This window comes from Saccharothrix sp. ALI-22-I (assembly GCF_001984175.1).
Taxonomy (GTDB): domain Bacteria; phylum Actinomycetota; class Actinomycetes; order Mycobacteriales; family Pseudonocardiaceae; genus Actinosynnema.
Window position 1 is genome coordinate 131899 of sequence record NZ_MTQP01000052.1, and the last position, 24868, is coordinate 156766.

The window sequence follows — 24868 nt, forward strand, 5'->3', positions numbered from 1 at the left end:
TCATGAGGATCTACCGCCGAACCACGCCCTGGAGCTGCGCGCGCAGCTCCGGGGTGAGCTGCTGGCCCACACGCTCGACCAGGAGCGTCATCTCGTACGCGACCAGGCCGATATCGCAGTTCGGGGCCGCGAGCACGGCGAGGCACGACCCGTCGCTGATCGACATCAGGAACAGGTAGCCCCGCTCCATCTCGACCACGGTCTGGTTGACCGTGCCCGCCTCGAAGCACCGTGCCGCGCCCGCCGTGAGGCTGACGAGCCCGGATGCCACGGCGGACAGCTGTTCGGCGCGGTCGCGGGGCAGGCCCTGTGAGCCGGCGAGCAGTAGCCCGTCCGCCGACACGACCACGGAATGTGCCACACCGGGAACCCGGCGCACGAAGTCGGTGATAAGCCAACCAAAGCTGCCTGGCTGAGCTGCGGTCGTCACTCCTGCTCCTCGTCTTGCCGGCTCGACATGTCACCAGCGTAAGCGTCGATCATCGCGTGCCGCCCTCGATGGACGCCCTGCTGAAGACTCGACATGCGTCCACGGATCGCGTCAGCCGATCGTGGTGGCAGCGGGGGCCGCTGCGGTTGCCGCTCCGAGGCCTGCGGCTTCGGTGCGGCGGATCCCGGCACAAGCTGAGCCTTGGGCGTCCGTTTGGGCAACCCTGCCTGTGTCGTGGTCTCGGGTGCCTTGCTGAGCAAGGCCTGTGCTGCCTGCCACCCCTGGTCGGCGGGAGACTCCCACACCGACTCGGCGGACGGCACGGCCGGCTCGGGTTCGGCGACCGGTTCGGGCTCGGTCACGCGGGGCACCTCCGCGGCGCGCTTGGGCAGGTTGCTGGGGAAACCGGGCTGCCGCTTGGGCAGCCCGCCCTCGGTCAGACTAGGCGGGACCTCGGCCCGCTGGGGCAGGCCACCCTCCGTCTCACGCTTGGGCAGGGCGTTCTCGCCCGCGTCGAGCGTGCCGCGCTGCGGCAACGCGTCGTCGGACGTGGTGGGCGCGACCGGCGGCACGGGCCGCGGCCTGCGGGTCGGCAGGATCGGCTCCTCCCGCACGACCGGCTCCGGTTCGGGCACCGGCGGCACCGCCTGGGCCGTCGCCGCCGACGTCTCGCTGCCCACGGCCTGGAACCACTGCGACAGGACCGCCTCGTAGATCGGCAGCCGCTCGGTCGGCGCGTCCAGCTCGTGGTCGGGCGGCCTGGCCGAGACGGGCGGGGTCGAGCCGTTGCGGCGCGCGGGCTCGGGTTCGGGCTCCGGGTCGATCAGGAAGCCGTTGTCCAGCGCCGGGGCGAACTGGGTCGTCTCGAAGCCGTGCCCGTAGTCCTCGTCCGGCTCGGCGCGGTCCTCGTAGGCGGTGAACAGGGTCGGCTCGCCGAACGAGCCCTTGGGCTCGCGTTCGACGTCACGCTCGTCGCCCGCCGTCATCCACGACTGCGACATCTCGCCCGACGTCTCCGCGGGCGTCTCGCCGAACGTCGACGTCTCGCCGAAGGACGGCACGCGCGCCGGGTCGTGGTCGCCCTGGCCCTGCACGAAGCTCACCGGGAACACCGGCTCGTCCTCGCCGCGGGGCATGCTCGGGAAGCCCGACTCGTCGTCCAGGCGGGACAGGGTGCCGGTGCCGAACGCGCCGGCGATACCGGACGCGCGCTGCGCCGTGTTGCCGAACGCCGAGTCGCCGAAGCCCTGGTCGCCGAAGCCTTGATCACCGAACGCCGGGAGCTGCTCGCCGCCCATCGGGGAACCGGTCGCGCCGGGCGACGCGACCAGCGTCTCGGGCACGACCACGAGCGCGGTGGTGCCGCCCTCGATGTCCTCGTTGGCGCGCAGCCGGACCTTGATGTCGTGCCGCTTGGCCAGCCGCGCGACCACGTACAGGCCCATCCGGCGGGACACCGCGACGTCCACGTCCGGCGGGTCGGCCAGCCGCTGGTTGGCGTCGTTGATCTCCGGCTCGCCCATGCCGACGCCGCGGTCCTGGATCTCGATCGCCAGCTCGCCCTTGCGGGTGCGGGCGGTGCGCACGGTGACCTTCGTCACCGGGTCGGAGAACGCGGTGGCGTTGTCCAGCAGCTCCGCGATCAGGTGCACGAGGTCGTTGACCGCGCGGCCCTGGACGGTGAGCTCCGGGGTCTGGCCGACCTGCACGCGGGCGTACTGCTCGACCTCGGACACCGCGGCGCCCAGCACCTCGGCCGCCGGGACCGGGCGGGTCAGCCGCCTGGACAGGTCCGTGCCGGACAGCACCAGCAGGTTCTCGCTGTTGCGCCGCATGCGGGTGGCGAGGTGGTCCAGCTCGAACAGGCTGGCCAGCTGGTCGGGGTCCTGCTCGTCCTGCTCCAGCCGGTCGATCAGGTTCAGCTGGCGCTCGACCAGGGCCTGCGAGCGGCGGGACAGGTTGACGAACATCGAGTTGACGTTGTCGCGCAGCAGGGCCTGCTCGGCCGCCAGCCGCACCGCCTCGCCGTGCACCGCGTCGAACGCCCGCGCCACCTGGCCGACCTCTTCGCGGGTGGTGATCGGCACCGGCGCGATGGCCGTCTTCGCCGCCTCGTGCGGGTTCGGGTCCGCCAGGATCCGGCCGACCGCCTCCGGCAGGCCGCGGTCGGCCACCTCCAGCGCGGTGCGGCGCAGGACGCGCAGCGGGTTGAGGATCGAGCGCGACACGAACAGCGCCATGACGATGGCCAGCAGCAACGCGCCCAGCACGATGCCACCGTCGCGGAACGCCGCGGCCCGCGCCGCACCGGTCAGCTCGTCGGTCCGGGTCTGCAACTGCTCCAGCAGCAGGTTCTCCACGTCCCGGGTGAGGTTCACCGTCAGCGTGGCGGCGATGTCCCACCTCTCCGCGCGCAACGACGTGAGGGGCTGCCCGGCCGCGGCCAGGTTCAGCGCCGTCTCCTGCATGTCGTTCGCGGTGTCGACGATCAGACCCGTGACGGTGTCGTCGTAGATCTTGGCCTGGTCGGCGGTCGCGTTCTTGCGGAAGTCGTTGATGGCCGCGTTCAGCTCGGCGTTCGCGGCCAGCAGCTGCCGTTCCTGGCCGGAGCCGAAGGAGCCGGTCTGGAAGACGTCGAGCATGATGCCGCGCTTGCGCGACTCCTGCTCCTTGATGCGGGCGATCGCGTTGGTGGCCAGGTGCAGCCGCACCAGCTCGGGCTGGTTGATGCCCGCGATGGCCTGGTCACCGAGGTCCAGGAGGCCTTCCACGGACTCGGAGTAGGTGCGCATCACGGCGTCGGACGGGTACTGCGTGTCGCGGACGGCGGTGCGCAGGCTGTTGAGCCGGTCGAGCTGGTCGCGGGCCCGGCTGAACCGGGTCACCACCTCGTCGTCCAGGTCGCCGCTGAGCTCGGTGATCTTGTTGGTGAGCGCCTGCACGGTGTCCTGCACGCGGCGCAGCTGGCGGTCCAGGACCACGCGGTCGAGCTGCTTGCCGGACGCGACGTGGCTCGTGCTCAGGTCCCGTTCGCGCTGCAACTGCTGCACCAGGTCGGCGACCGCGGACTCCAGCTGGACCTGGTTGGCCAGCCGGTTCAGGTCGGCCGCGTCGGCGAGGTCGGTGTTGACCCGCAGGCCGCCGAGGGCGACCGCGGCGACGGTGGGGATCAGCAGGACGGCCGTCAGCTTGGTGGGCAGCCGCCAGTTGCGCAGCCGCCAGCCGGCCGTGGGGGACTTGCTCTCCCGCACGGTCGCGTTCGATCCGGCCGTGGTCGGCCCGTTACCCGTTGACTCGGTCACAGTTCCATCACTCAGCGCAGCCAATCCGTCACCCGTTCCGGGCCTTTCGGAGCGTGGTGGAATCCCCACGCCTGATTGGCTGGGGCCTCTCTCTCGACGGGCCACCCTGGGCTTCCTCTTCCGGCAGCAGTGTTCCCCGGCCTCCCCCCGTGGACCGAAGCATGGACTCGAAATCGGGCCGAATTGCAGCACAGGAGCGGTGGTGCCGGCTAGGCACCCCACCCCGCGCAGGGACACGACGGTCTGCGACGACCTGTGCACCAAGCGGGGAGCGTAGTGCGCGACCGTGGCCCTGGGGAAGACTCCGGAAGCACTCACCGTATCGGAGCAGGGCTGTCGTTTCATACCTCTGGGTGGTTACCATCCCCCGAGTCGACAAGTGCGTCGAACAATTCGTTGATCAATAGACCCCGCTCTCAGGTCATCCCGGCGAGAGGTGCCATGCCTACCCCAGCACGTGTTCTGCGACGTGCGGCCGCGTTGTTCGCCTGTGCCGCCACCCTGACGGCGTGCGGACTGCTGCCCGGCACCGACGGGAACAGCCGCCCCGACGTGGAACGCAGCACACTGCGCATCGGTGTGCTGCCAGTGGTGGACGTCGCACCGCTGCGCCTCGCCTACAACAACAAGTTGTTCGAGAAGGCCGGCCTCCAGGTGCAGCTCGTCCCGCTGAACAGCGAGGACGAGGGCATCAAGGCGCTCGACACCACGCTCGACCTGACCTGGTCGACCCACGTCACCCTGTTCCGCACCTACGCCGAGGGCACCAAGCTGCAACTGCAGGGTGAGGCGTACCAGGCGGGCGCGAACACGATGGCGCTGGTCACGTTGGACGACGCCTACGACAGCCCCGCCAAGCGGCCCGACCCGCGCATCGCCGTGCCGTCGTTCGCCGACGTCGGCGCGCTGACCACGAAGGCCGTGCTCAAGACGGCGGGTGTGGAGAAGGGGCGGATCAAGTCGGTCGAGCTGCCGTTCGAGCAGATGGTCGACGCGCTGCGGGCCGGGCAGGTCGACGCGGCGTGGATGACCGAGCCGTTCATCACCCAGGCGCAGCGCAACGCCGGCGCCCGCATCCTCACCGACACCGCGGTCGGCCCGACCAAGGACTTCCCCATGTCCGGGTACGCGTCGAGCAGGAAGTTCGCCGACGACAACCCGCGCACGATGTCCCTGTTCCGGCAGGTCCTGCGGGACGCGCAGGAGGCGGCGTCGAACGACAAGCTGTCCGTGCAGAACGCGCTGACCGGCTACATGGACGTCGACCAGCAGACCGCGGCGCTGGTGTCGGTGGGCACGTTCCCGCTGTCGCTCAACCCGGTCCGGTTGCAGCGGGTCGCGGACATGATGGACACCGAAGAGGTGCTCCCGGAGCGGTTGGACGTCGGCGGATTGTTGCCGCCTGGAACCACGAACTGACTCACGGTCAGCATATGACTAAGAGCGACAGGGGCCTTCCCATTCCGGGAAGGCCCCTTTTTTCGGCTTTTCCGCGTCGGTTGGAACTCGATCAGGACTCGGTTTCGACTCGCGTTACAGCCGGCGTTACAGCCGCTACACCGAGCGTTACGGCTCGCGTTACGCCTCGGTCAGACAGATCGTGGTCGCCGGCTGTGAGTAAACGAACACGGTGTCGCCGCTCTCGCACTCGTTCTCGTCCGCACGGCCTTCGATGACCTTGCCGACCTTGTACGTGGCACTGGAATCGCAGGTCACCTTGGTGGTTTTGGCCGCGACAATCGTGCCCTCCTGCTTGAAGCAGTCGCCTTCGGCGGCGTTGAGCGTGAGGCACAGCTTGAAGCCGTTGCTGCGCCGGCCGCCGCTGTCGGAGTACTCCGCGTAGTCGCCGTCCGGGCAGGATTCGGTGCTGCTGTCGAGGTTGGCCGCGACCTTGAAAGCGGCTTCCTGCGAGGAGCAGTCGATCTTCTCCACGTCGGCGTCGGTGACGGTGGCCGAGACGACCTTGATGCACTCACCGGCCTCGGCGCCCGACGGGCCGGTGACGTTGGCGATGATGCCGGCGATCACGACGCCCACGATGCCCAGCGCCACCACGGCGACCAGCGCCTTCGCACCGCGTGACGTGCCCTTGGCGGGCGGGGGCGGGAACTGCTGCGGGTAGCCGGGCTGTCCGGGCTGCCCCGGCTGACCGGGCTGCGGGTACTGGGGCGGCGGGTACTGCGGCGGCTGGCCCTGGTAGCCGGGCATCGGCTGGTAGCCGGGCTGCTGCCCGTACTGCTGCCCGTACTGCTGCCCGTACTGCTGGTCGTACTGCGGTTGACCTGGCTGTTGCCCGAACTGCTGCTGCTGGTCGTACTGCGGTTGACCTGGCTGTTGGCCGGGCTGCTGCGCGGGGAACCCCTGCGGCGACGACGGCGGTCCCCAGCCCGGCTGCTGGGGTGGCGGGAAACCCTGCGGCGGGCCATAGGGCGGCGGCTGGTTGGGGGGCGTGGTCACCTGGCGTTCCTCTCGAATCGGGCGAGCGGAACGTACCGCCGTGCGGTGTCCTGGCGCAGGGGTTTCCGGACGGTGGGCTCAGCGCACGCCGGGGCGCGTCAGGCAGAACGTCACAGCGGGCTCCGGGTACCGCACCGTGCGGTCGTCACCGCAGGTCACAGTGCCCGTGGCGGCCTTGACCACGCGGACCACGTCGGCGGTCGTGCACTCCACCTTGCGCAGCCCGGCGAGCTGGTCCTGCTGGTAGCAGGCGCCCTCGACGAGGTTCGGGATCAGGCAGAGCGTGGCCGAGCCGGTGTAGGTCGAGTAGGGCGCGCCACCGGTCGGGCACTTCGAGGCGTCGTCCACGACCTTCGCGATCTTGACGTTGGCCTGGTCGGAGCCGCAATCCATGGCCCGGTACTTCGGCGCGTCGGCTTCGCCCTCGATCCTCGCGCAGGCGCCTGGCTCCGGGGTGCGCGGACCGCCGGTGAGCACCGTGAACGCGAACGCGCCCGCCACCAGCACCGCGACCGCGCCGACACCCCATCCGATCTTCCGCATGGAACAGGGCATCGGCACGGCCGCGCGCCGGGTTGAGCCGGTTCACCCGCGCGGGTCGACCTCCGGGCCGGGGGTTTACAGCTCCGCGGGCGCCAGGCAGTACGTGACGGGCGGTTCCGGGTAGGACATGCCGGCGGCGTCCGGGCAGGCGTTCGTGTCGGTGGAGCCCTGGATGACCTTGGTGACCTTGATGGTCTCGGGGCCGGTGCAGTCGGTCTTGACGAAGCCGGTGCCCTCGTCGGGCTTGTAGCAGGCGCCCTCGGCCATGTTCGGCAGCAGGCACAGCTTGAAGCCGTCGCCGACGCTGCCGGCCGGGGCGATCTCGGTGTAGAGGCCTTCTTCCGGGCAGGTGTCCTCGGTCGCTTCGAGGACCTTGCCGACCTTGTACGAGGCCTTGTCCTCGTCACAGTCGAGGGTTTCGACCTCGGCCCGGTTGTCGGCCTCGGCGGTGAGGCTGACGCAGTCGCCGGCCTCGGCGTTGGTGGAGCCGCTGAAGAGGTAGAACACGCCGACGACGCCGATGCCGATCAGCAGGAGCACCAGGACGCCGATGACGATCTTCGTGACGTTCACGCCACTGCCCCGCGTGGTCTCGGACCCTTGATGCGCCTCGGGGACCTGAGGGAAGGCCGCAGTCGCACCGGCAGTCGCACCGGCAGCCGAGCCACCGGCCGCGGCACCGGGGGCGGCGATGCGCTCGGCGTCAGCGGGCGGCACGTCCGGGTCGGCGGCCGGGTCGGCAGCGGCGGAGCCGGAAGCGGGCGGGGTGGCCGGCGAGGGCGAGGCAGGTTCGGCCGGCGATGCGCCGGACGGCGTCGGGGTGGCCTTGGGCGCGTCCTCGGCGGGGCGGTTCGGCTCGTTGCTCATGATCATCCTCGCTGGACGGGTGCGCGTGACAGTCCCAGAAGGTAGCGGCACGCGCACCCACGAGGTGGATCAGGCGTTCTCGCCCGGCGCGAAGCAGAACGCGGTCTTCGGCTCCGACCGGGTTCGCCACCAGGCACAGCTTCGACTTCGGATCGTGAGCGCTGGTGTGCGATCCGGCACGCTCGGCTACGGACTTGCGTGCGGTAGGCACACTGGACAGACACCAAGCGACAGGAGCGCGTACCAGTGACTGACGGCCCTTTGATCGTCCAGTCGGACAAGACCCTGCTGCTGGAGGTCGAGCACCCGCTGTCGGACGACGCGCGCACCGCCATCGCGCCGTTCGCCGAACTCGAACGCGCCCCCGAGCACATCCACACCTACCGGGTCACGCCGCTGGCGCTGTGGAACGCGCGTGCCGCCGGCCACGACGCCGAGCAGGTGGTCGACGCGCTGGTCCGGTTCTCCCGCTACCCCGTGCCGCAGCCGTTGCTGGTGGACGTGGTCGACACGATGGGCCGGTTCGGCCGGCTCCAGCTGGCCAACCACCCGGTGCACGGCCTGGTGCTGAACTCGCTGGACCGCGCGGTGCTGGAAGAGGTGCTCCGGCACAAGAAGATCAAGCCGATGATGGGCGCGCGGATCGACGACGACACCGTCGTCGTGCACCCGAGCGAACGCGGCCGGCTCAAGCAGATGCTGCTCAAGATCGGGTGGCCGGCGGAGGACCTGGCCGGGTACGTCGACGGCGAGGCGCACCCGATCGACCTGGTCGAGGACGGGTGGCAGCTGCGCGACTACCAGCGGATGGCCGCGCAGGCGTTCTGGGCGGGCGGTTCGGGCGTGGTGGTGCTGCCGTGCGGTGCGGGGAAGACGCTGGTCGGCGCGGCGGCGATGGCCGAGGCGGGCGCGACCACGTTGATCCTGGTGACGAACACCGTCGCGGGCCGGCAGTGGAAGCGCGAGCTGGTGGCGCGCACGTCGTTGACCGAGGACGAGATCGGCGAGTACTCCGGTGAGCGCAAGGAGATCCGGCCGGTCACGATCGCGACGTACCAGGTGATCACCCGCAGGTCGAAGGGCGAGTACAAGCACCTGGAGCTGTTCGACTCGCGGGACTGGGGCCTGATCGTCTACGACGAGGTGCACCTGCTGCCCGCGCCGGTGTTCCGGATGACCGCCGACCTGCAGTCGCGGCGTCGGTTGGGGCTCACGGCGACGTTGGTGCGCGAGGACGGTCAGGAAGGCGACGTGTTCTCGCTGATCGGGCCGAAGCGGTACGACGTCCCGTGGCGGGACATCGAGGCGCAGGGCTGGATCGCGCCGGCCGAGTGCACCGAGGTGCGGGTGACGTTGACCGACAACGAACGGCTGGAGTACGCGACCGCCGAGCCGGAGGAGCGGTACAAGCTGTGCTCCACGGCACGGACGAAGCTGCCGGTGGTGAAGGCGATCCTGGAGCAGCACCCGGACGAGCCGACGTTGGTGATCGGGGCTTACCTGGACCAACTGGAGTCGCTGGGCGAGGCTCTGGACGCCCCGATCATCCAGGGTTCGACGAAGAACAAGGAGCGCGAAGCGCTGTTCGACCAGTTCCGGCGCGGTGAGCTGCGGACGTTGGTGGTGTCGAAGGTGGCGAACTTCTCCATCGACCTGCCCGAGGCGTCGGTGGCGGTGCAGGTGTCGGGCACGTTCGGGTCGCGCCAGGAGGAGGCGCAGCGTTTGGGCCGGTTGCTGCGGCCCAAGGGTGACGGGCGACAGGCGCACTTCTACTCGGTGGTGTCGCGCGACACGCTGGACACCGACTACGCCGCCCACCGCCAACGTTTCCTCGCCGAACAGGGCTACGCGTACAAGATCGTGGACGCGGACGACCTACTCGGTCCCAAGCTCCCCGACATCGGCTGAATCGGACTCGGCTGACCGGAGTTGGTCGAGCGCTCGCTGGAAGTGCTCGACCACCTTCTCCAGCCCGGCCTCGGTGACGACCATGCTCAACTCGCCACCGCGCCGGCCGCTGAAGGTGAACTGGGCCTCGTCGCCCACCACGTCGGACTCGACCGAGCACCCCTCCTCGATCCGAACCCACGAGTCGACCGCGATTCCACCATTCGTGTACACCACAGGACCTCCTTCCTCAGTCGTATCAGCTATAGCCTGATGGCCATCGGTCCGCTCAACCTAGCTGGTATCACGCTACTTTTGAGTGTCCTACCTCTGAAATAGCTCATTCGAGTGAGGAGATGCCTGTGGTGACCTCGTCCAGCAGCCCGACCGTGCTCAAGCGCTGGATCGCCTTCGAGCTGCGCAAACTGCGTGAGGATTGCCGCATCAGCCGGGAGGAAGCGGCGGCGGTGATCAAGGGCTCTGTGCCCGCGATCGGCCACATGGAGACCGGCCGGTCGCTGCCCAAGCCGTTGGAGTTGGAGCGGCTGCTGGAGCTGTACGGCGTGGCAGAGCGGTCCGAGTTCTTCCTCGACCTGCGGCTGCGTGCGAAGAAGGGCCGCGACTGGTGGATCGGCTTCGACGACACTGCGGTGCCGGAGTACTTCAAGCTGTTCCTGGGTTTGGAGTCGTCGGCGGTGAAGATCGAGAGCTGGGACGCGATCGTCGTTCCCGGCCTGTTCCAGACACCCGACTACGCCCGCGCCATCATCCGGGGTGGCCGTCCCGAGTTCCCCGCGACCGAGGTGGAGAAGCGGGTCGAGCTGCGCATGGCCCGCCAGGGCGAAGTGCTCGACCAGGAAGACGCGCCGCAGGTGTGGGCGGTGATCTCGGAGGCGGCGCTGCGCCTCCAGGTCGGCAGCCCCGCCATCCTCCGGGCCCAGTTGGAACGCCTGGTGGAGCTGCGCGAGTACCCGAACATCGAGATGCAGGTCCTGCCCGCGTCCGCAGGCGCGCACACTGGCGTGGACGGCGGGTTCATCGTGTTGACCTTCCCGAACGAGTTGGAACACGACCCGGGTTGCGTCTACATCGAGAGCCGCGTCAAAGGCGTCTACTACGAGGAGCCGGACCAGGTCATGGCCTACCGGGACGCGCTGACCCGGTTGCGGGTCCGGGCCGACAAGCCGGAAGACTTCCCGGCCTGGGCCAAGAAGGCTATGAAGGAGTTGTGATCGAAATGAAGTTCCAGTGGCGGAAGTCGTCCTACAGCGAGTCGGCGAACGGCTGCGTGGAGATCGGCTCCACCCCCAGGGTGGTCGGCGTCCGGGACTCGAAGCTCGGCGACGCCAGCCCCGTGCTCACCTTCACCCGGACGGCGTTCGGCGCGTTTCTCGCGGCGCGCTGAGGTCGCCGCTAGCTTGGACGCGTTCTTCGGTCCGACGATCGGGTGGGCATGAACCGGGTGGTGCCTTTATCGCGTTGGTGGATGTGGCGGCCGGAGGTCGATGTCGGGCCTGTGCGGCGGGCTGCCGTGCGGCGGGTCAGGCGGGAGCGGCTGCGGCCGTTGGCGGCGGTGGCTGTCGTGCTGGGAGGGGCGTCGGGGGTGCTCGCGCCGACGTTGTGGTGGGCGGTCGGGCTGGCCTGCGTGCCGTTGCTGGTGGTGGCGTTGGTCGCGGTGTTGCCGGTGCGGTTGGTCGAGTGGGACGTGGTGTTGGCGGCCGGCGCTCGGGACGTCGTGCACTGCGAGCAGTTCACCGACCAGGTGCAACGGCGGCGGGCGGGACGGTTGTGCGTGCACTTCGATGCCGTCCGCAGGGCCGTTCGCGGGCTTGAGGCACGGCGGGTGGCGCAGGTGGAGCGGCTGTTGTGGCGGGCGTTGGTGGCGTTGCGGGACAGCCTGGCGGTGCGGGACGCGTTGCGGTCCGCCGAGAACCGGCCCGGACTGGCCGCTGCGATCGCCGAGCCGACCCGGGAGTTGGCCGAGCTGGACCGTCGCCTGGACCAGTTCGAGGCCGCGTTGCGGATCGTGGTGGAGGAGTTGGACCCGGAGCTGGCGGCCAGCGCGCTGCGCCGGGTCGCCGCGCTGGACCCGCTCTAGGCGGCGCCGACTCTAGGCTGGCCCGGTGCTGGTCTACTCGATCCCGATGCGCAACCGGTTCCGCGGCATCACGGTGCGCGAAGGCGTGCTGGTGGAAGGGCCCGCCGGGTGGGGTGAGTTCTGCGCGTTCCTGGACTACTCCGACGCGGAGTGCGCGCCCTGGCTGGCGTGCGCGCTGGAGTCCGCTCACGACGGCTGGCCCGCGCCCGTCCGCTCGAAGATCCCGGTCAACTGCACGGTTCCGGTGGTGTCGCCGGAGCGCGCGTACGAGATCGTCGCCAAGTCCGGCTGCTCCACGGCGAAGGTGAAGGTCGCCGATCCGGGTGCCCCGCTGGGTGACGACTTGGAGCGGGTCGCGGCGGTGCGTGACGCGTTGGGCCCGTCCGGCGCCATTCGGGTGGACGCGAACATGGCGTGGGACGTGGACACGGCCGTGCGGGCGATCCGCGAGTTGGAACGGGCGGCGGGCGGTCTGGAGTACGTCGAGCAGCCGTGCCCGTCGATCGAGGAACTGGCGGCCGTGCGGCGGCGCGTGGACGTGCGGATCGCGGCCGACGAGTCGATCCGCCGCGCCGAGGACCCGTTGAAGGTCGCGGTCGCCGGCGCGGCGGACGTCGCCGTGATCAAGGTCGCGCCCCTGGGCGGCGTGCGCCGCGCGTTGGCCGTGGCGGAGGCGTGCGGTTTGCCGTGCGTGGTGTCGTCGGCGGTGGAGACGTCGGTCGGGATGGCCGCCGGCCTGGCACTGGCCGGCGCGTTGCCGGAACTCGACTTCGCCTGCGGCCTGGGCACGTTGTCCCTGATGGAAGGCGACGTGACCACCGACTCCCTGCGCCCCGTGGACGGCTGGCTACCCGTGCCCGTTCACGCCCCGGAGCCCGACCGGTTCGCCGACTTCGCCGCCGACGACGAGACCACGGCCCGCTGGCTCGACCGACTCGACCGGGTCCGGGGTGTCCTCTAGTCACTCCAGTGGTTACTCCAACCGTAGATCGTGATGTTCACAGTTGGGGTGTGGGGCAAGCGGAAGGTGACCCAGTTCGACAGCCCCGAGGACGGCTCCAACAGCGCCAAGATCTTGGCCCGGTTGGAGCCGACGGGCAGGCAAGGGGCCTGACGGCGTCCTTTGCGGGATAAGTCCGCAGGATAAGTCTGCGGGAGCTGCGGGAGGAATCGGTCAGGGGTGGGCGATGGCGGCGCCGAGGCTGCGGACGACGCCGTCCGTTCGGTTCAGGGCTTCGGTGCGGCGGGGGTTGGCGGGGACTCGGGTCAGGTCGACTACGCGGATCGGTGGGCCCAGTTCGACCAGGGTCGGGATGTAGGAGGCCTCCTGCACCGCCCAGCCGGACGGGCCCTTCACGAACTTGAAGCGGGTGACGATGCCTTCCTCGGTGATGCCGCGGGGCTCGGAGTGGCGGGCTACCTCGTTGCCCATGCCGTAGACGACCCACTTGCCGTTGATCTGCTCGATCGGCTGCACGGCGTGCACGTGTGTGCCGATGATCAGGTCCACCGCCGGGTCGGCGAGGACGGCCTGGGCCATCTCGCGCTGCTGCGGCGTCGCCTCGTGCTGGTACTCGTTGCCCCAGTGCAGGCTCGCGACCACGACCTCCGCGCCGGCGGCTTTAGCCGCACGTGCGGCTGTCAGCACACCCTCGGTCGACAGCTGGTTCGCCATCCACGGCTGCGGCAGGGGGATGCCGTTGAAGCCGTAGGTGAACGCGATGTGCCCGACCTTCACCCCACCCACGTCCAGCAGCAACGGGGTCGCGGACTCCTCGGGCGAGCGGAACGAGCCGGTGTGCTTCAAGCCGGCCGCGTCCATCACGTCCAGGGTGGTCTTGATCGCCGGTGAGCCCCGGTCGAGGGTGTGGTTGGACGACGTGGAGCAGCTGTCGTAGCCGATCTCCTTCAACGCGGACGCGACCTCGGGTGGTGCGCTGAACGCCGGGTAGCCGAACGTCGGCGCGCCGGGCGCGGACAGCGGCGTCTCCAGGTGGCAGATCGACACGTCGGCGGCGATCGCCTCGCGGAGGCCTTCCAGCAGCGGCACGAAGTTGCGCGCGCCGTCCTGGTCGGCCTGCTCGGTCAACGCCGGGTGGATCAGGATGTCCCCACCGGCGGCCAGGGTGAACGACGGCGGCTCGGGGGCCGACGACGTGGTTGTGGTGGTGGTCGGCGCACGGGACGGGGTGATCACCACCGGCGATCCCGTGCACGCCACGAGCAGGCTGAGGCCGGCGACCAGCCCGAGGACCGGCCGCCCGCCGCGCGCGTTCAGCGGTGCCGCCCGCGGAGCCTGCGCACCAACAGGACCAGGACCAGCAGCCCGGCCACGACCGGCAGCACGCGCTTGAGCACGGGCACCCCGGCGGTGTCGAGGAGGTCGATCGGCTCGTCCGGCACGGCGTGCAGCCGGGGCCGGGTCGTCTCCGGAGATGTCACCTCCTCAGCTTCCGCCGGCGTGAGCCGCGTCGCCAGGCATTCGGCGAACTCGTTGATGATCCGACCGCTGACCTCGCTGATCAGACCGCGGCCGAGTTGGGCCGGGCGGCCGGTGATGTTCATGTCGGTGACCACGTACACCTCGGTGCCGTCCGAACCGGAAGTCAACGCCACGGACACGGTCGCGGACGCGGTGCCGTTGCCCCTGGTGTCCTTGCCGGAGGCCTTCAGCACGGCCGCGTGCACCCGTTCGTCGACGGACGTGAACTCGCCGGTCCCCTTGTAGAGCAGCGTGACGGGGCCGAGTTTGACCTTGACCGTGCCGGTGAACCGCTGCCCCTCGACCTCGGTGAGGGTGGCGCCGGGCATGCAGGGCGCCACCCTCTCCGGGTCGAGCAGCGCCGTCCACACGTCCGGCACGGGCGCGGGAACGGTGAACCGGTGTTCGAGCTTCATGCGCTCACCGCGGCGGTCACGGCCCGTTCGGTGAGCACGCGGGCCAGGTGCGACCGGTACTCGGCGTCGGCGTTGCCGTCACTGGCCGGGTCGGTGCCCTCGGCGGCATGGCTCGCCGCGGTGGTGATCACCTCGGCCGAAGCCGGCTGCCCCACCAGCGCCTCCTCCACGCCACGCGCCCGCACCGGCGTCCCGGCCATGTTCGTCAGGCCGACCCTGGCGTCGGCGATCCGACCTCCGGAGACCCGCAACGCGGCCGCCACCGCCACGATCGACCAGGCCTGGGCGACCCGGTTGAACTTCTCGTAGTGCGCGCCCCAGCCGGTCAGCTTGGGCACCCGCACGTGGGTGAGCAGTTCGTCGGGCGCCAACGCGGTGGTGAAGTAGTCGAGGAAGAACGATGCCGCCGGCACCTCCCGCGTCCCGGACGGCCCGACGCACACCATCACCGCGTCCAACGCCAACGCGGGCGCGAGGAGGTCACCGGCCGGGTCGGCGTGGGCCAGCGACCCGCCGAACGTGCCCCGGTGCCGGACCTGCGGGTCGGCGACGGTGTCCGTGGCCAGGCACAGCAACCGGGCGTGCTCACGCACCAACGGGTCGCGCTGCACCTCGTAGTGCGTGGTCATCGCGCCGATGCGGAGCGAGTCGCCGTTGTCGTGCACGCCGGTCAGCTCGGTCAGCCCGGACAGGTCGACCACCAGGGTCGGCGCGGCCAGCCGCATCCGCAGCACCGGGATGAGGCTCTGCCCGCCGGCCATCACCTTGGCGTCCTCGCCACCGGCGGCCAGGGCGCGCACCGCCTCGTCCACCGTGGTGGGCGCGACGTAGTCGAACGCGGCCGGGATCATTCCGCACCTCCCCGCGGGTACGCCTGATCGTCGACGTTGACGGAACCGAGCCCGCCACCGGCGCCGGGGGTGGTCGGCACCCCGTCACCGCGGTGGTGGATGGCCTTCCACACCCGCATCGGGGTGCACGGCATCTGCACGTCGGAGACGCCCATGTGCCGCACGGCGTCCACGATCGCGTTGACCACGGCGGGGGTGGACGCGATCGTGCCCGCCTCGCCGACGCCCTTCACGCCGAGCGGGTTGGTCAGCGCGGGTGTCTCGGTGCGGTCGGTGGTGAAGTGCGGCAGGTCGACCGCGGACGGCAGCAGGTAGTCGGCGAAGGTGGCGGTGGTGAGGGTGCCGCTCTCGTCGTGCACGGCCTCCTCGTACAGGGCCTGCGCGATGCCCTGCGCCAGGCCGCCGTGCACTTGGCCCTCCACGATCACCGGGTTGACCACCTTGCCGACGTCGTCCACGCACACGTAGGAGCGGATCTTCACTTCACCGGTCTGGGTGTCCACCTCGGTCGCGCACAGGTGCGTGCCGTGCGGGAAGGACAGGCTGCTCGGGTCGAACGTGGCGTCTGCGTCCAGGCCGGGTTCCATGCCGTCGGGCAGGTTGTGGGCGGCGTTCGCGGCGGTCACGACGTCGCCGAGGGTCATGGTGGTGGACGTGCCGCGCACGGAGAACGTGCCGGCGGTGAACTCGACGTCGTCCTCGCCGACCTCCATCAGGTGCGCGGCGACCGTGTGGGCCTTGGCCAGCACCTTGTCCGCGGCCAGCGCGACGGCCACGCCGCCGACGGCCACCGACCGGGAGCCGTAGCTGTCCAGGCCGCGGTGCGAGATCCGGGTGTCGCCGTGCAGCACTTCGACGTCCTCGAACGGCACGCCGAGCCGGTCGGCGACGATCTGGCTCCACGCCGTCTCGTGGCCCTGGCCGTGCGGGGAGGTGCCGGTGACCAGCTCGACCTTGCCGGTGGGCAGCATCCGGATCGCCGCGGTCTCCCAGCCGCCCGCCGCGTACCGCAGGGCGCCCAGCACGCGTGACGGGGCCCAGCCGCACATCTCCGTGTACGTGGAGATGCCGATGCCGAGCTGGACCGTGTCGCCGTTCGCCCGCCGTTCGGCCTGTTCCCGGCGCAACGCGTCGTACCCGAACAGCTCGGTCGCGCGGTCGGTGGCGGCTTCGTAGTCGCCGGAGTCGTAGGTGAGGCCCGTGACGGTGTCGAACGGGAACTCCTCGTGCCGGATCCAGTTGCGCCGGCGCAGGTCGAGCGGGTCGACGCCGAGTTCGGCGGCCAGCTCGTCCATCATCCGCTCGATCCCGAACGTGGCCTCGGGCCGTCCCGCGCCCCGGTACGCGTCGGTCGGCGTCTTGTCGGTGAACACGTTCGTGCAGGTGAAGCGGTAGGCCGGGAACTTGTAGATGCCGTTGAACACGAACGCGCCCAGGATCGGCACACCCGGCGCGATCAGCCGCAGGTAGGCGCCCATGTCGGCGAGCAGGTCCACCTTCAGGCCGGTGACGGTGCCGTCGCGGCGGGCCGCGATTGTGAGGCGTTGGACCTGGTCGCGGCCGTGGTGGCCGGACAGCATCGACTCGGTGCGCGTCTCGGTCCACTTCACCGGCTTGCCGATCCGGCGCGCGACCAGCATCGTCAGCACCTCTTCGGGCGTGACCTGGAGTTTGCCGCCGAACCCGCCGCCGACGTCCGGCGCGATGACCCGGATCCGCTGCTCGGGGATGCCGAGCGTGGCGGACAGCATCCAGCGCAGGATGTGCGGCACCTGGGTGGACGACCACATGGTCACCGAATCGGGTGACGGGTCGACCACGACCGAGCGCGGCTCCATGAACGCCGGGATCAGGCGTTGCTGGCGGAACGTGCGCTCGACCAGCACCTCCGCGTCGGCGATGGCGGCGTCCACATCGGACCCGGTGCCCGCCTCGGCGGAGTCGAACACCCAGGTCGCGCTCTTGTTCGAGCCCAGGTCGGGGTGCACGAGGTCGGCGCCGTCCTCGATCGCGCGCTCCATGTCGAGCACGACCGGCAGGTCCTCGTAGTCGACGTCGATCGCGGACAGCGCGTCGTGCGCCTCGGCCGCGCTCCGGGCGACGACGAGCGCGACCGCCTCACCGGCGAAGTTCACCCGGTCGACGGCCAGCGACGGCGCGGGCGGGGCCAGCATGTCCTCGGTGATCGGCCACACGCACGGCAGGCTGCCCTGCTCGGCGGCCACGTCCTGGCCGGTGAGGGCCATGAGCACGCCGGGCATCTTCACGGCCTCGGTGACGTCGATCGAGGTGATCCGGGCGTGCGCCACGGGGCTGCGCAGCAGCGCCATGTGCAGCATCCCGGTGAGCTGCATGTTGTCGGTCCACCGGGTCGCGCCGGTGATCAGCCGGGCATCTTCTTTACGGTGCCGTGCTCGCCCTACCTCGGGTTCGGCGGTGGCGGTCATTCCCCACCTCCGGCGTGCATCGGGGTGCGTCCGACCAGCTTGGTCTCGTCCACCCGCTCGGCGTCGGGGCCGGCGCCGGGGCTCATCCGGTGCGCCGCGTCACGGACCGCGTTGACGATGTTCTGGTAGCCGGTGCAGCGGCAGAGGTTGCCCTCCAGGCCGTGCCGCACCTGGTCCTCGTCGGGGTCGGGGTTGTCCGCGAGCAGGTCGATGGCCTGCATGATCATGCCGGGGGTGCAGAACCCGCACTGGAGCGCGTGGTTCTGGTGGAACGCCTCCTGCACGGGGTGCAGCTGACCGTCGCGGGCCAGTCCCTCGATCGTGGTGACCTCGCGGCCGTTGGCCTGCACCGCGAGCACGGCGCACGACTTCACGCTGTGGCCGTCGAGGTGGACCGTGCACGCGCCGCAGTTGCTGGTGTCGCAGCCCACTACCGTGCCGGTCTTGCCGAGTCGTTCGCGCAGGTAGTGGACCAGCAGTGTCCGGGGTTCGACCTCGTCGCCGTAGTCCATCCCGTCGACGGTGACGGTGATCCTCATTGACGCTCCCGCTGTGGTGGTGATGGGGGTCACATGCGAGCCTGCTCCCGATCGCCCCGGCCGACAACCGCTACTTGTGGATGGAGCCGGCCGTCCGGGCCAGACGTTCACCTCCTCCGCCCCACCGCAGCGCGATGATCTCCGCCGCGATCGACACCGCCGTCTCCTCGGGCGTGCGGGCGCCGAGGTCCAGGCCGATCGGGGACGCCAGCTTGGCCAGCTCGCTCTCGGTCATCCCGGCTTCGCGGAGCCGCCGCATCCGGTCGTCGTGGGTGCGGCGGGAGCCCATCGCGCCGACGTAGCCGAGCTTGAGCCGCAGCGCGACCTCCAGCAGCGGCACGTCGAACTTCGGGTCGTGGGTGAGCACGGCGACCACCGTGCGCTCGTCCACCTTGCCCGCGTCGGCCTGCCCGGCCAGGTAGCGGTGCGGCCAGTCCACGACCACCTCGTCGGCCTCGGGGAACCGGCTCTTCGTGGCGAACACCGGGCGCGCGTCGCACACCGTGACGCGGTAGCCGAGGAACGCGCCGAGCTTGGCCATCGCGGCGGCGAAGTCGATCGCGCCGAACACCAGCAGCCGGGGCGGCGGCTCGAACGAGTTCACGAACACCGTCATGCCCTCGCCGCGCCGCTGGCCGTCCGGCCCGTAGTGCAGGGTGCCGCTGCGACCGGTGGCGAGCAGGCCGCGCGCGTCGTCGGTGATCGCGTCCTTCGCCCGGTCCGAGGGGATGTCGCCGGTGGCGCGGTCCGGCCAGACGATCAGCCGCCGGCCGACCCACTCGGGGTGTTCCACGATCGTGGCGATGGCGACCGGTACTTCCGCCCGGACCGCTTCCAGCACTTCGGGCAGCTCGGGGAAGGCGTTCTGGTTGATCGACTCCACGTAGATGTCGATGATCCCGCCGCAGGTCAGACCGACCGCGAACGCGTCGTCGTCGCTCACCCCGTACCGCTGGAGGACCGGCTGGTCGGTGCGGACGACATCCTGGGCCAACTCGTAGACCGCGCCCTCGACGCAGCCGCCGGAGACGCTGCCGACGACGGCGTCGTCCGCGCCGACCAGCATCGCCGCGCCCGGCGCGCGGGGCGCGGAGCTGAACGTGGCGACGACCGTGCCGACGCCGACCGTCTCTCCACGTTCGACGCGGCGGGCCAGTTCGTCCAGGACATCACGCAAGTCGGACCTCCTCAAGCAGGGCGTGCAGGGTGTCGAGGCTGTGACCGGCCAGCAGCCGGTCCAGGTGCGGTAGGGCGGCGACGATGCCGGACTGCACCGGCAGGTACCCGTCGTGGCCCGCGTGCGGGTTGACCCAGATGACCTTGTGCGCGAGGCGTCCGAGTCGTTGCGCCTGTTCGGCGAGGAGGGCGGTGTCGCCGCGTTCCCAGCCGTCCGAGCAGACGACGACGACGGCTCGGCGGGCGGCGCCGCGTTGTCCCCAACGGTCCAGGAAGACTTTGATCGTCTCGCCGAGCCGGGTGCCGCCCTCGTAGTCGGGCACGGCGCGGGCGGCGGCGGCCATGGCCTGCTCGGGGTCGCGGTGGCGGAGTTGGCGGGTGACGCGGGTCAGCCGGGTGCCGAGCGTGCAGACCTCGACGGGCATGCGCCGGGCGACGACGTGCGCGAACCGGAGCAGGGCGTCGGCGTAGGGCTTCATCGAGCCGGACACGTCGATGAGCAGCACGACCTTGCGCGGTCGGGTGGTTCGGCGGCGGTGGCGGGGCCGGGTCAACTCGCCGGTGGCCAGCATGCTCTTGAGGGTCCGGCGCGGGTCGATCGTGCCTCGGCGGGCGGGGGTTCGGCGCAGTGCTCGACGTGTCGGCGGTGTGGGTTCGAGGGCGGCCAGGAGTTCCCGCAGGTGCCGTTTCTCGGCGGGACTGAGTGTGGCGATGTCCTTGCGGCGCAACACTTCCACGTCACTGGCGGCGACTTTGAGCGTCGGCGCCTGCCCGTTGCGCTTCGCTTCGCCGTTGGTCAACGCGGCCAGGTGGCTGGTCTGCCTGGTTCGTCTGCCCGGCTTCTGCGGTGTCACCCCACCGAACCAGGCCGCGAACGCCGCGTCGTACCGGGGCAGGTCGTCCGGTTCGGAGCACAACGTCAACCGGCCCGCCCAGTAGACGTGATCGCGTCGACCGAGATCGAGGTGATCGACGGCGGCGACGAACGCCTGCACCCGTTCCGGCCCGCACGCCACACCGCCGTGCCGGAGCGCGCGGGCGAACCCCACGAGCCCGGTCGACGCGCCGGCTCCGGTCATCCCCCGATTGTGCTCCCGGCCATGCCGGTCAGCACACCGGCTGACAGGGCGCGCTGGGCGTCCTCCCGGTACTTGAGGACGGCGCCGAGCGTGGTGGCCGCGGTTTCCGCGTCCAGTTCCGTGCGGCCGAGGGTGAGCAGGGCTTCCGCCCAGTCGAGGGACTCGGCCACGCCCGGTGGTTTGAGCAGGTCCAGCGCGCGCAGGCGTCGGACGGCACTCGCGACCTGGTGTGCCAGGCGTTCGCTGACGCCGGGCAGCCTGCGGCGCAGGATGGCGACCTCGCGGGCCAGGTCGGGGTGTTCCAGCCAGTGGTAGAGGCAGCGGCGCTTGAGCGCGTCGTGCACTTCGCGGGTGCGGTTGGAGGTGAGCACGACCAGCGGCGGGGTGGGGGCGGTGATGCGGCCGAGTTCGGGGATGGTCACGGAGTTCTCGCTCAGCACCTCCAACAGGAACGCCTCGAACTCGTCGTCCGCCCGGTCCACCTCGTCGACCAGCAGCACGCACGGCGCGTCTTCGAGGGCTTGGAGGAGGGGGCGGGCAAGGAGGAAACGGCGGGTGTAGAGGGAGGCCTCGGCTTCGTCCACGTCCACCGGTCCGGCCGCTTCGAGGGCCCTGAGGTGCAGTAGTTGGCGGGGGAAGTCCCAGTCGTAGAGGGCCTGGGTGGCGTCGATGCCTTCGTGGCACTGGAGCCGGATCAGCGGCAGGTCCAACGCTCGGGCCAACGCCACCGCAAGGGACGTCTTGCCGGTGCCCGGTTCGCCCTCGCAGAACAGCGGCCGGTGCATGTTCAGCGCCAGGTAGGCCGCAGTCGCGATACCCGCGTCCGGCAGGTAGCCGACGCGGTCCAGCGCTTCGGCAAGCTCCTCTGGCGTCACGCCTCCGAGCGTAAGCGCCGGTAGCGGCCCGGCGCCGTCCCGTAAGCCCGCTTGAACGCTGCCGCGAACGCGAACTCCGAGGTGTAGCCGACCTCTTTGGCGATGGTGGCCAGCGGTGCGTCGGTGTGCTTCAGGAGGCGGGCGGCGGTGGTCATGCGCCACCAGGTCAGGTAGGTCAGCGGGGGTTGGCCGACGAGAGTGGTGAAGCGTTTGGCGAACGGTGCGCGGGACAGGCCGGCGGTGGCGGCGAGTTTCGCCACCGTCCACGGGTGCGCGGGGTCGCGGTGGATGTGGTGCAGGGCAGTTGCGGTGACCGGGTCGTTCAGTGCCGCCGCCCAGCCGCTGGTGGTGTGGGTCGGTCCGGTGAACCAGGTGCGCAGCAGGTAGAGCAGGAGCGTGTCGAGCAGGGACGGCACCAGGGCGTCGGAACCGAGACGCGGGTGTTCGAGTTCGCCGGCCAGGAGGGTGACGGCGGCGTGCAGCTCGGGGCCGGAGACCAGCACGGTGTCCGGTAGGTCGCGCAGCAGCGGGTGGACGTGCTCCAGCTCGTACGCCCCGCACAACGTGACCGTGGTCGGGTTGGCGGGCGTGGGGTGGTCGGCGGCGAAGTCCGGGGCGTTCGGGTCGCACGCTTCGCTGGTCAACGGGGTGGTCGGACTGTCCGCGAGGGCGTGACCCCCGAACGCCGAGGTGGCACACCTGGGCGGCGTCACAGTCTCAGCGGTCCTGAGCGACGCACCCGACGCACACTTCATCACCCGCTTCGACGCCACCCGGCTCACCGCGTTGGTGCGGCTGGTCGATGAGGGTGCGGTCGTGCTCGACATCTCCGAGCGCCACGGCCTGGCCGACCTACCCGAGATCCACCGCCGCGCCGAAGCGGGAGACCTCAGGGGCAAAGTCCTAGTGAAACCCTGAGAACAGCGCTCCGGGGGAAGTCAGGGTGCGTCCCCGATGTCCCGAACGGCCTGGCGGAGCACTCTTGGGATATGACGAACGACGTGCTCAACCAGGCCACCGACAAGGTCAAGAAGCTCCGCCGCAGCCGCAACGACAAGATGGTCGCGGGCGTGTGCGGCGGCCTCGCCAAGCTCCTCGGCGTGGACGCGGCGTTGCTGCGCATCCTGCTGGTCGCCGCGACCCTCTTCGGGTTCGGCGCCGGCGCCATCCTCTACCTCGCGGCGTGGATCCTCATGCCCGAAGAGACCGCAGAGACCATCTAACGGGGGAAGCCGGGCACTCCAGGGAGCGCCTGCCACGGCCGGGGGCCGTCAAGGGGGCGGTACTCGACGCCGAGCGCGTCGAGCCGCGGCAGGTGGTGCTCGGCCAGCCGGGTCAGGAATTCCGCCTCGTCACGGGCGACGGGGCTCCACACGACCTCGGCGAACGCGCTCAACCGGGGGAAGGCGGCGTAGTCCAGCCGCCTCGGCGAGTCGAGGTGTTCGGTCCACAGGTTCGCCTGCGCGCCGAGCACCCGGTCCGCCGCCGCGGGCTCGTACCGGTACACGTCCTCCAGGGTGGTGACCGTGCCGACGGGGATCGGCTCGGCGGGGTGGTCGGACTGCCGGTAGTCCAGGTAGACGTGCTTCTCCGGGCACATCACCACGTCGTGGCCGCGTTCCAACGCGGTCAGGCCGGCGTCCTCGCCCCGCCACGACGCGATGACGGTCCGGCTCGGCAAAGGCCCGACGCCCAACACCTCGTCCCACCCGAACGGCCGCCGCCCGCGTTGCCGCAGGTACTGGGCGATCCGACGGACGAACCGACCGTCACCGGCCTCCGCCTCGTCACCGCCCAACCCGACGACCTCGCCGGGGAAGACGTCCAGCACCTCGTCGAACACCTGCCGGTAGAAGTCCACAGTGGACTCGTCGGCCTTGAGCACGTTGGGGTTGATGCCCCAGTCCGTCCACACCTCCCCGCCCGACACGCCCAGCTCCGGGTACGCCGCGATGGCCGCCTGGCTGTGCCCCGGCACGTCGATCTCCGGCACCACCGTGATGTGCCGCAGCGCCGCGTACGCGACGACTTCACGCAGGTCGTCCTGGGTGTAGTAGCCGCCGTGCGGACGCCCGGCCATGCCGCCGGACCGCCGGTCGCCGAACCGCGAGTCGGGCCGCCAGCCGCCGATCTCGTGCAGCCGGGGGAACTTCAGCGACTCGAACCGCCAGCCCTGGTCGTCGGTCAGGTGCAGGTGCAGCACGTTGAGCTTGTGCACGGCCAGCAGGTCGACGTACCGCAGCAGGTCGTGCTTGGGCAGGAAGTGCCGCGCCACGTCCAGCATCACGCCGCGCCACGCGAACCGCGGGTGGTCCTCCACCTCGCACACCGGCAACGCCACCCGCACGGGCGCGACGGAACGGAACGCCGCCGGCCCGCTCAGCTGCCGCACCGTCTGCCGCGCGTAGAACTCCCCCGCGTCGTCGGAAGCCCACACCCGCACGCCGTCGGGCGTCACCGACAGCCGGTAGCCCTCCGCAGGCCCTGTCACCCGCTCGACGTGGACCGTGCCGTCGAACGAGATCTCGCCGTCACCCCTGGTGAACGACACCGGACGGGGCAGGATCACGACTTCACCGCCCCGGCCAGCCCCGCGACCAGGCGCCGCTGCACCAGGATGAAGAACACCAGCACCGGAATGGTCATCAACGTCGAACCGGCCATGATCGCCCCCCAGTCGTTCTGATCGGGTTTCACGAACACCTGCAACGCCAGCGGCAGCGTCTGGTTCTCCGCCGCCGAGATGATGAACGTCTTCGCGAACAGGAAGTCGTTCCACGCGTGGATGAACGACAACACGCTCGTCGCCACCAACCCCGGCGCCACCAGCGGGAACAGCACCGACCACAGGAACCTGGACCGGGACGCGCCGTCCAGCGTGGCCGCCTCCTCCAACTCCACCGGCACCGCCGCGACGAACCCGCGCAGCATCCAGATCGCGAACGGCAGGCTGAACGCCAGGTGCACCAGCACCAGCGAACCGAGGTGGTTGAGCCCGAACACCGGCGCCACGTCCCGCACCGACTGCATGAGGAAGAACAGCGGGATGGTCAACGCCTCGACCGGCACCATCTGCACCACCAGCAGCATGATCAGCAACGTGGTGCGGCTGCGGAACCGGAACCTGGTCAGCGCGGTGGCCGCGAGGAACGAGATCAGCAGGCTCAGCAGCACCACCGCGACCGCCACCACGATGCTGTTGAGCAGGTAGCGGCCGAAGCTCTGCACGGTCAGCGCCCGCACGAAGCTGTCCAGCGTCGGCGCGAGGGTCCACGGCCGCGGATCGGTCGAGATCACCTCCGCGTCCGGTTTCAACGCCGTCAGCACCATCCAGTACAGCGGGAACGCCACGACGGCCGCGATGACGACCGTGACGCCTTCCGCGATACCCCGCGACACACGCCGGTTCACAGCGCCTC

The 24868-nt window shown here is 70.6% G+C and carries 25 protein-coding genes; 8 read left to right on the forward strand and 17 right to left on the reverse strand.

Going from position 1 to position 24868, the window contains the following annotated elements:
• Window positions 1-10: 10 nt before the first annotated feature.
• Together ALI22I_RS12425 and ALI22I_RS12430 are read right to left on the reverse strand one after the other, a co-directional pair.
• Window positions 11-430: a roadblock/LC7 domain-containing protein gene (locus tag ALI22I_RS12425; RefSeq protein ID WP_033442969.1), complete on the reverse strand. Its 420-nt coding sequence runs from the start codon at window positions 428-430 to the stop codon at window positions 11-13.
• Entirely contained in the window at window positions 427-3732 is a 3306-nt protein-coding gene (locus tag ALI22I_RS12430; protein ID WP_238598322.1) for a sensor histidine kinase, read from the reverse strand. Before ALI22I_RS12430 ends, ALI22I_RS12425 begins: the two co-directional genes overlap by 4 nt.
• 441 nt (window positions 3733-4173) lie before the next feature.
• Between ALI22I_RS12430 and ALI22I_RS12435 the strand changes: the two genes are divergently transcribed.
• Window positions 4174-5151: an ABC transporter substrate-binding protein gene (locus ALI22I_RS12435; protein WP_077005616.1), complete on the forward strand. Its 978-nt coding sequence runs from the start codon at window positions 4174-4176 to the stop codon at window positions 5149-5151.
• A gap of 159 nt (window positions 5152-5310) precedes the next feature.
• On the opposite strand, the gene ALI22I_RS12440 is transcribed toward ALI22I_RS12435, so the two are convergent.
• The 3 genes from ALI22I_RS12440 to ALI22I_RS12450 form a co-directional block, all read right to left on the reverse strand.
• The gene (locus tag ALI22I_RS12440) at window positions 5311-6189 is read right to left on the reverse strand and encodes an LppU/SCO3897 family protein (protein ID WP_077005617.1); all 879 of its coding nucleotides are present in this window, start codon (window positions 6187-6189) and stop codon (window positions 5311-5313) included.
• Between the two features lie 78 nt (window positions 6190-6267).
• Window positions 6268-6732, reverse strand: a complete 465-nt coding sequence (locus tag ALI22I_RS12445; protein WP_077005618.1) for an LppU/SCO3897 family protein — start codon at window positions 6730-6732, stop codon at window positions 6268-6270.
• A gap of 75 nt (window positions 6733-6807) precedes the next feature.
• Window positions 6808-7599 (reverse strand): LppU/SCO3897 family protein, encoded by a 792-nt coding sequence (locus ALI22I_RS12450; protein WP_077005619.1) that lies wholly within the window; start codon window positions 7597-7599, stop codon window positions 6808-6810.
• Window positions 7600-7845: 246 nt separating this feature from the next.
• On the opposite strand from ALI22I_RS12450, the gene ALI22I_RS12455 reads away from it, so the two are divergent.
• A complete protein-coding gene (locus tag ALI22I_RS12455) occupies window positions 7846-9507 on the forward strand; it encodes a DNA repair helicase XPB (RefSeq protein ID WP_077005620.1) in 1662 nt (553 codons plus the stop codon).
• On the opposite strand, the gene ALI22I_RS12460 is transcribed toward ALI22I_RS12455, so the two are convergent.
• Window positions 9475-9723 (reverse strand): hypothetical protein, encoded by a 249-nt coding sequence (locus ALI22I_RS12460; RefSeq protein WP_077005621.1) that lies wholly within the window; start codon window positions 9721-9723, stop codon window positions 9475-9477. The two genes, ALI22I_RS12455 and ALI22I_RS12460, sit on opposite strands and share 33 nt — an antisense overlap.
• Window positions 9724-9851: 128 nt before the next feature.
• On the opposite strand from ALI22I_RS12460, the gene ALI22I_RS12465 reads away from it, so the two are divergent.
• From ALI22I_RS12465 to ALI22I_RS12480, 4 genes are all read left to right on the forward strand, one after another.
• Window positions 9852-10718, forward strand: a complete 867-nt coding sequence (locus ALI22I_RS12465) for a helix-turn-helix domain-containing protein (RefSeq protein WP_238598323.1) — start codon at window positions 9852-9854, stop codon at window positions 10716-10718.
• 5 nt (window positions 10719-10723) lie between these two features.
• The gene (locus ALI22I_RS12470; protein WP_077005659.1) at window positions 10724-10891 is read left to right on the forward strand and encodes a DUF397 domain-containing protein; all 168 of its coding nucleotides are present in this window, start codon (window positions 10724-10726) and stop codon (window positions 10889-10891) included.
• A gap of 81 nt (window positions 10892-10972) precedes the next feature.
• The gene (locus tag ALI22I_RS12475; protein WP_143532155.1) at window positions 10973-11584 is read left to right on the forward strand and encodes a hypothetical protein; all 612 of its coding nucleotides are present in this window, start codon (window positions 10973-10975) and stop codon (window positions 11582-11584) included.
• A gap of 25 nt (window positions 11585-11609) precedes the next feature.
• Entirely contained in the window at window positions 11610-12545 is a 936-nt protein-coding gene (locus ALI22I_RS12480; RefSeq protein ID WP_077005624.1) for an o-succinylbenzoate synthase, read from the forward strand.
• Between the two features lie 213 nt (window positions 12546-12758).
• On the opposite strand, the gene ALI22I_RS12485 is transcribed toward ALI22I_RS12480, so the two are convergent.
• The 9 genes from ALI22I_RS12485 to ALI22I_RS12525 all read right to left on the reverse strand — a co-directional run bounded on the left by ALI22I_RS12485 (window position 12759) and on the right by ALI22I_RS12525 (window position 22204).
• Complete coding sequence (locus ALI22I_RS12485; RefSeq protein WP_238598324.1) at window positions 12759-13784, reverse strand: CapA family protein; 1026 nt, start codon at window positions 13782-13784, stop codon at window positions 12759-12761.
• Between the two features lie 74 nt (window positions 13785-13858).
• The gene (locus ALI22I_RS12490; protein ID WP_077005626.1) at window positions 13859-14482 is read right to left on the reverse strand and encodes an SRPBCC family protein; all 624 of its coding nucleotides are present in this window, start codon (window positions 14480-14482) and stop codon (window positions 13859-13861) included.
• On the reverse strand, window positions 14479-15333 hold the full coding sequence (locus ALI22I_RS12495; RefSeq protein WP_077005627.1) for an FAD binding domain-containing protein: 855 nt from the start codon (window positions 15331-15333) through the stop codon (window positions 14479-14481). Before ALI22I_RS12495 ends, ALI22I_RS12490 begins: the two co-directional genes overlap by 4 nt.
• The gene (locus tag ALI22I_RS12500) at window positions 15330-17780 is read right to left on the reverse strand and encodes a xanthine dehydrogenase family protein molybdopterin-binding subunit (RefSeq protein WP_077005628.1); all 2451 of its coding nucleotides are present in this window, start codon (window positions 17778-17780) and stop codon (window positions 15330-15332) included. The genes ALI22I_RS12495 and ALI22I_RS12500 overlap by 4 nt, the downstream gene beginning before the upstream one ends.
• The gene (locus tag ALI22I_RS12505; protein WP_077005629.1) at window positions 17777-18319 is read right to left on the reverse strand and encodes a (2Fe-2S)-binding protein; all 543 of its coding nucleotides are present in this window, start codon (window positions 18317-18319) and stop codon (window positions 17777-17779) included. The genes ALI22I_RS12500 and ALI22I_RS12505 overlap by 4 nt, the downstream gene beginning before the upstream one ends.
• 70 nt (window positions 18320-18389) lie before the next feature.
• On the reverse strand, window positions 18390-19496 hold the full coding sequence (locus tag ALI22I_RS12510) for an XdhC family protein (RefSeq protein ID WP_077005630.1): 1107 nt from the start codon (window positions 19494-19496) through the stop codon (window positions 18390-18392).
• On the reverse strand, window positions 19489-20574 hold the full coding sequence (locus tag ALI22I_RS12515) for a vWA domain-containing protein (RefSeq protein ID WP_077005631.1): 1086 nt from the start codon (window positions 20572-20574) through the stop codon (window positions 19489-19491). The genes ALI22I_RS12510 and ALI22I_RS12515 overlap by 8 nt, the downstream gene beginning before the upstream one ends.
• Window positions 20571-21449 carry an AAA family ATPase gene (locus ALI22I_RS12520; RefSeq protein ID WP_077005632.1) on the reverse strand — a complete coding sequence of 293 codons (879 nt, stop codon included), beginning with the start codon at window positions 21447-21449 and terminating at the stop codon, window positions 20571-20573. Before ALI22I_RS12520 ends, ALI22I_RS12515 begins: the two co-directional genes overlap by 4 nt.
• Window positions 21446-22204, reverse strand: a complete 759-nt coding sequence (locus ALI22I_RS12525) for an AraC family transcriptional regulator (protein WP_274522786.1) — start codon at window positions 22202-22204, stop codon at window positions 21446-21448. Before ALI22I_RS12525 ends, ALI22I_RS12520 begins: the two co-directional genes overlap by 4 nt.
• On the opposite strand from ALI22I_RS12525, the gene ALI22I_RS53530 reads away from it, so the two are divergent.
• Window positions 22140-22367: a zinc-binding dehydrogenase gene (locus ALI22I_RS53530; RefSeq protein ID WP_083751669.1), complete on the forward strand. Its 228-nt coding sequence runs from the start codon at window positions 22140-22142 to the stop codon at window positions 22365-22367. The genes ALI22I_RS12525 and ALI22I_RS53530 overlap by 65 nt on opposite strands.
• A 71-nt stretch (window positions 22368-22438) precedes the next feature.
• Window positions 22439-22672 (forward strand): PspC domain-containing protein, encoded by a 234-nt coding sequence (locus ALI22I_RS12535; RefSeq protein ID WP_077005634.1) that lies wholly within the window; start codon window positions 22439-22441, stop codon window positions 22670-22672.
• On the opposite strand, the gene ALI22I_RS12540 is transcribed toward ALI22I_RS12535, so the two are convergent.
• A complete protein-coding gene (locus tag ALI22I_RS12540) occupies window positions 22669-24018 on the reverse strand; it encodes a beta-N-acetylhexosaminidase (RefSeq protein ID WP_083751663.1) in 1350 nt (449 codons plus the stop codon). The two genes, ALI22I_RS12535 and ALI22I_RS12540, sit on opposite strands and share 4 nt — an antisense overlap.
• Window positions 24015-24860, reverse strand: coding sequence for a carbohydrate ABC transporter permease (locus ALI22I_RS12545; RefSeq protein WP_077005635.1), 846 nt, complete (start codon window positions 24858-24860; stop codon window positions 24015-24017). The genes ALI22I_RS12540 and ALI22I_RS12545 overlap by 4 nt, the downstream gene beginning before the upstream one ends.
• Window positions 24861-24868 lie beyond the last annotated feature (8 nt).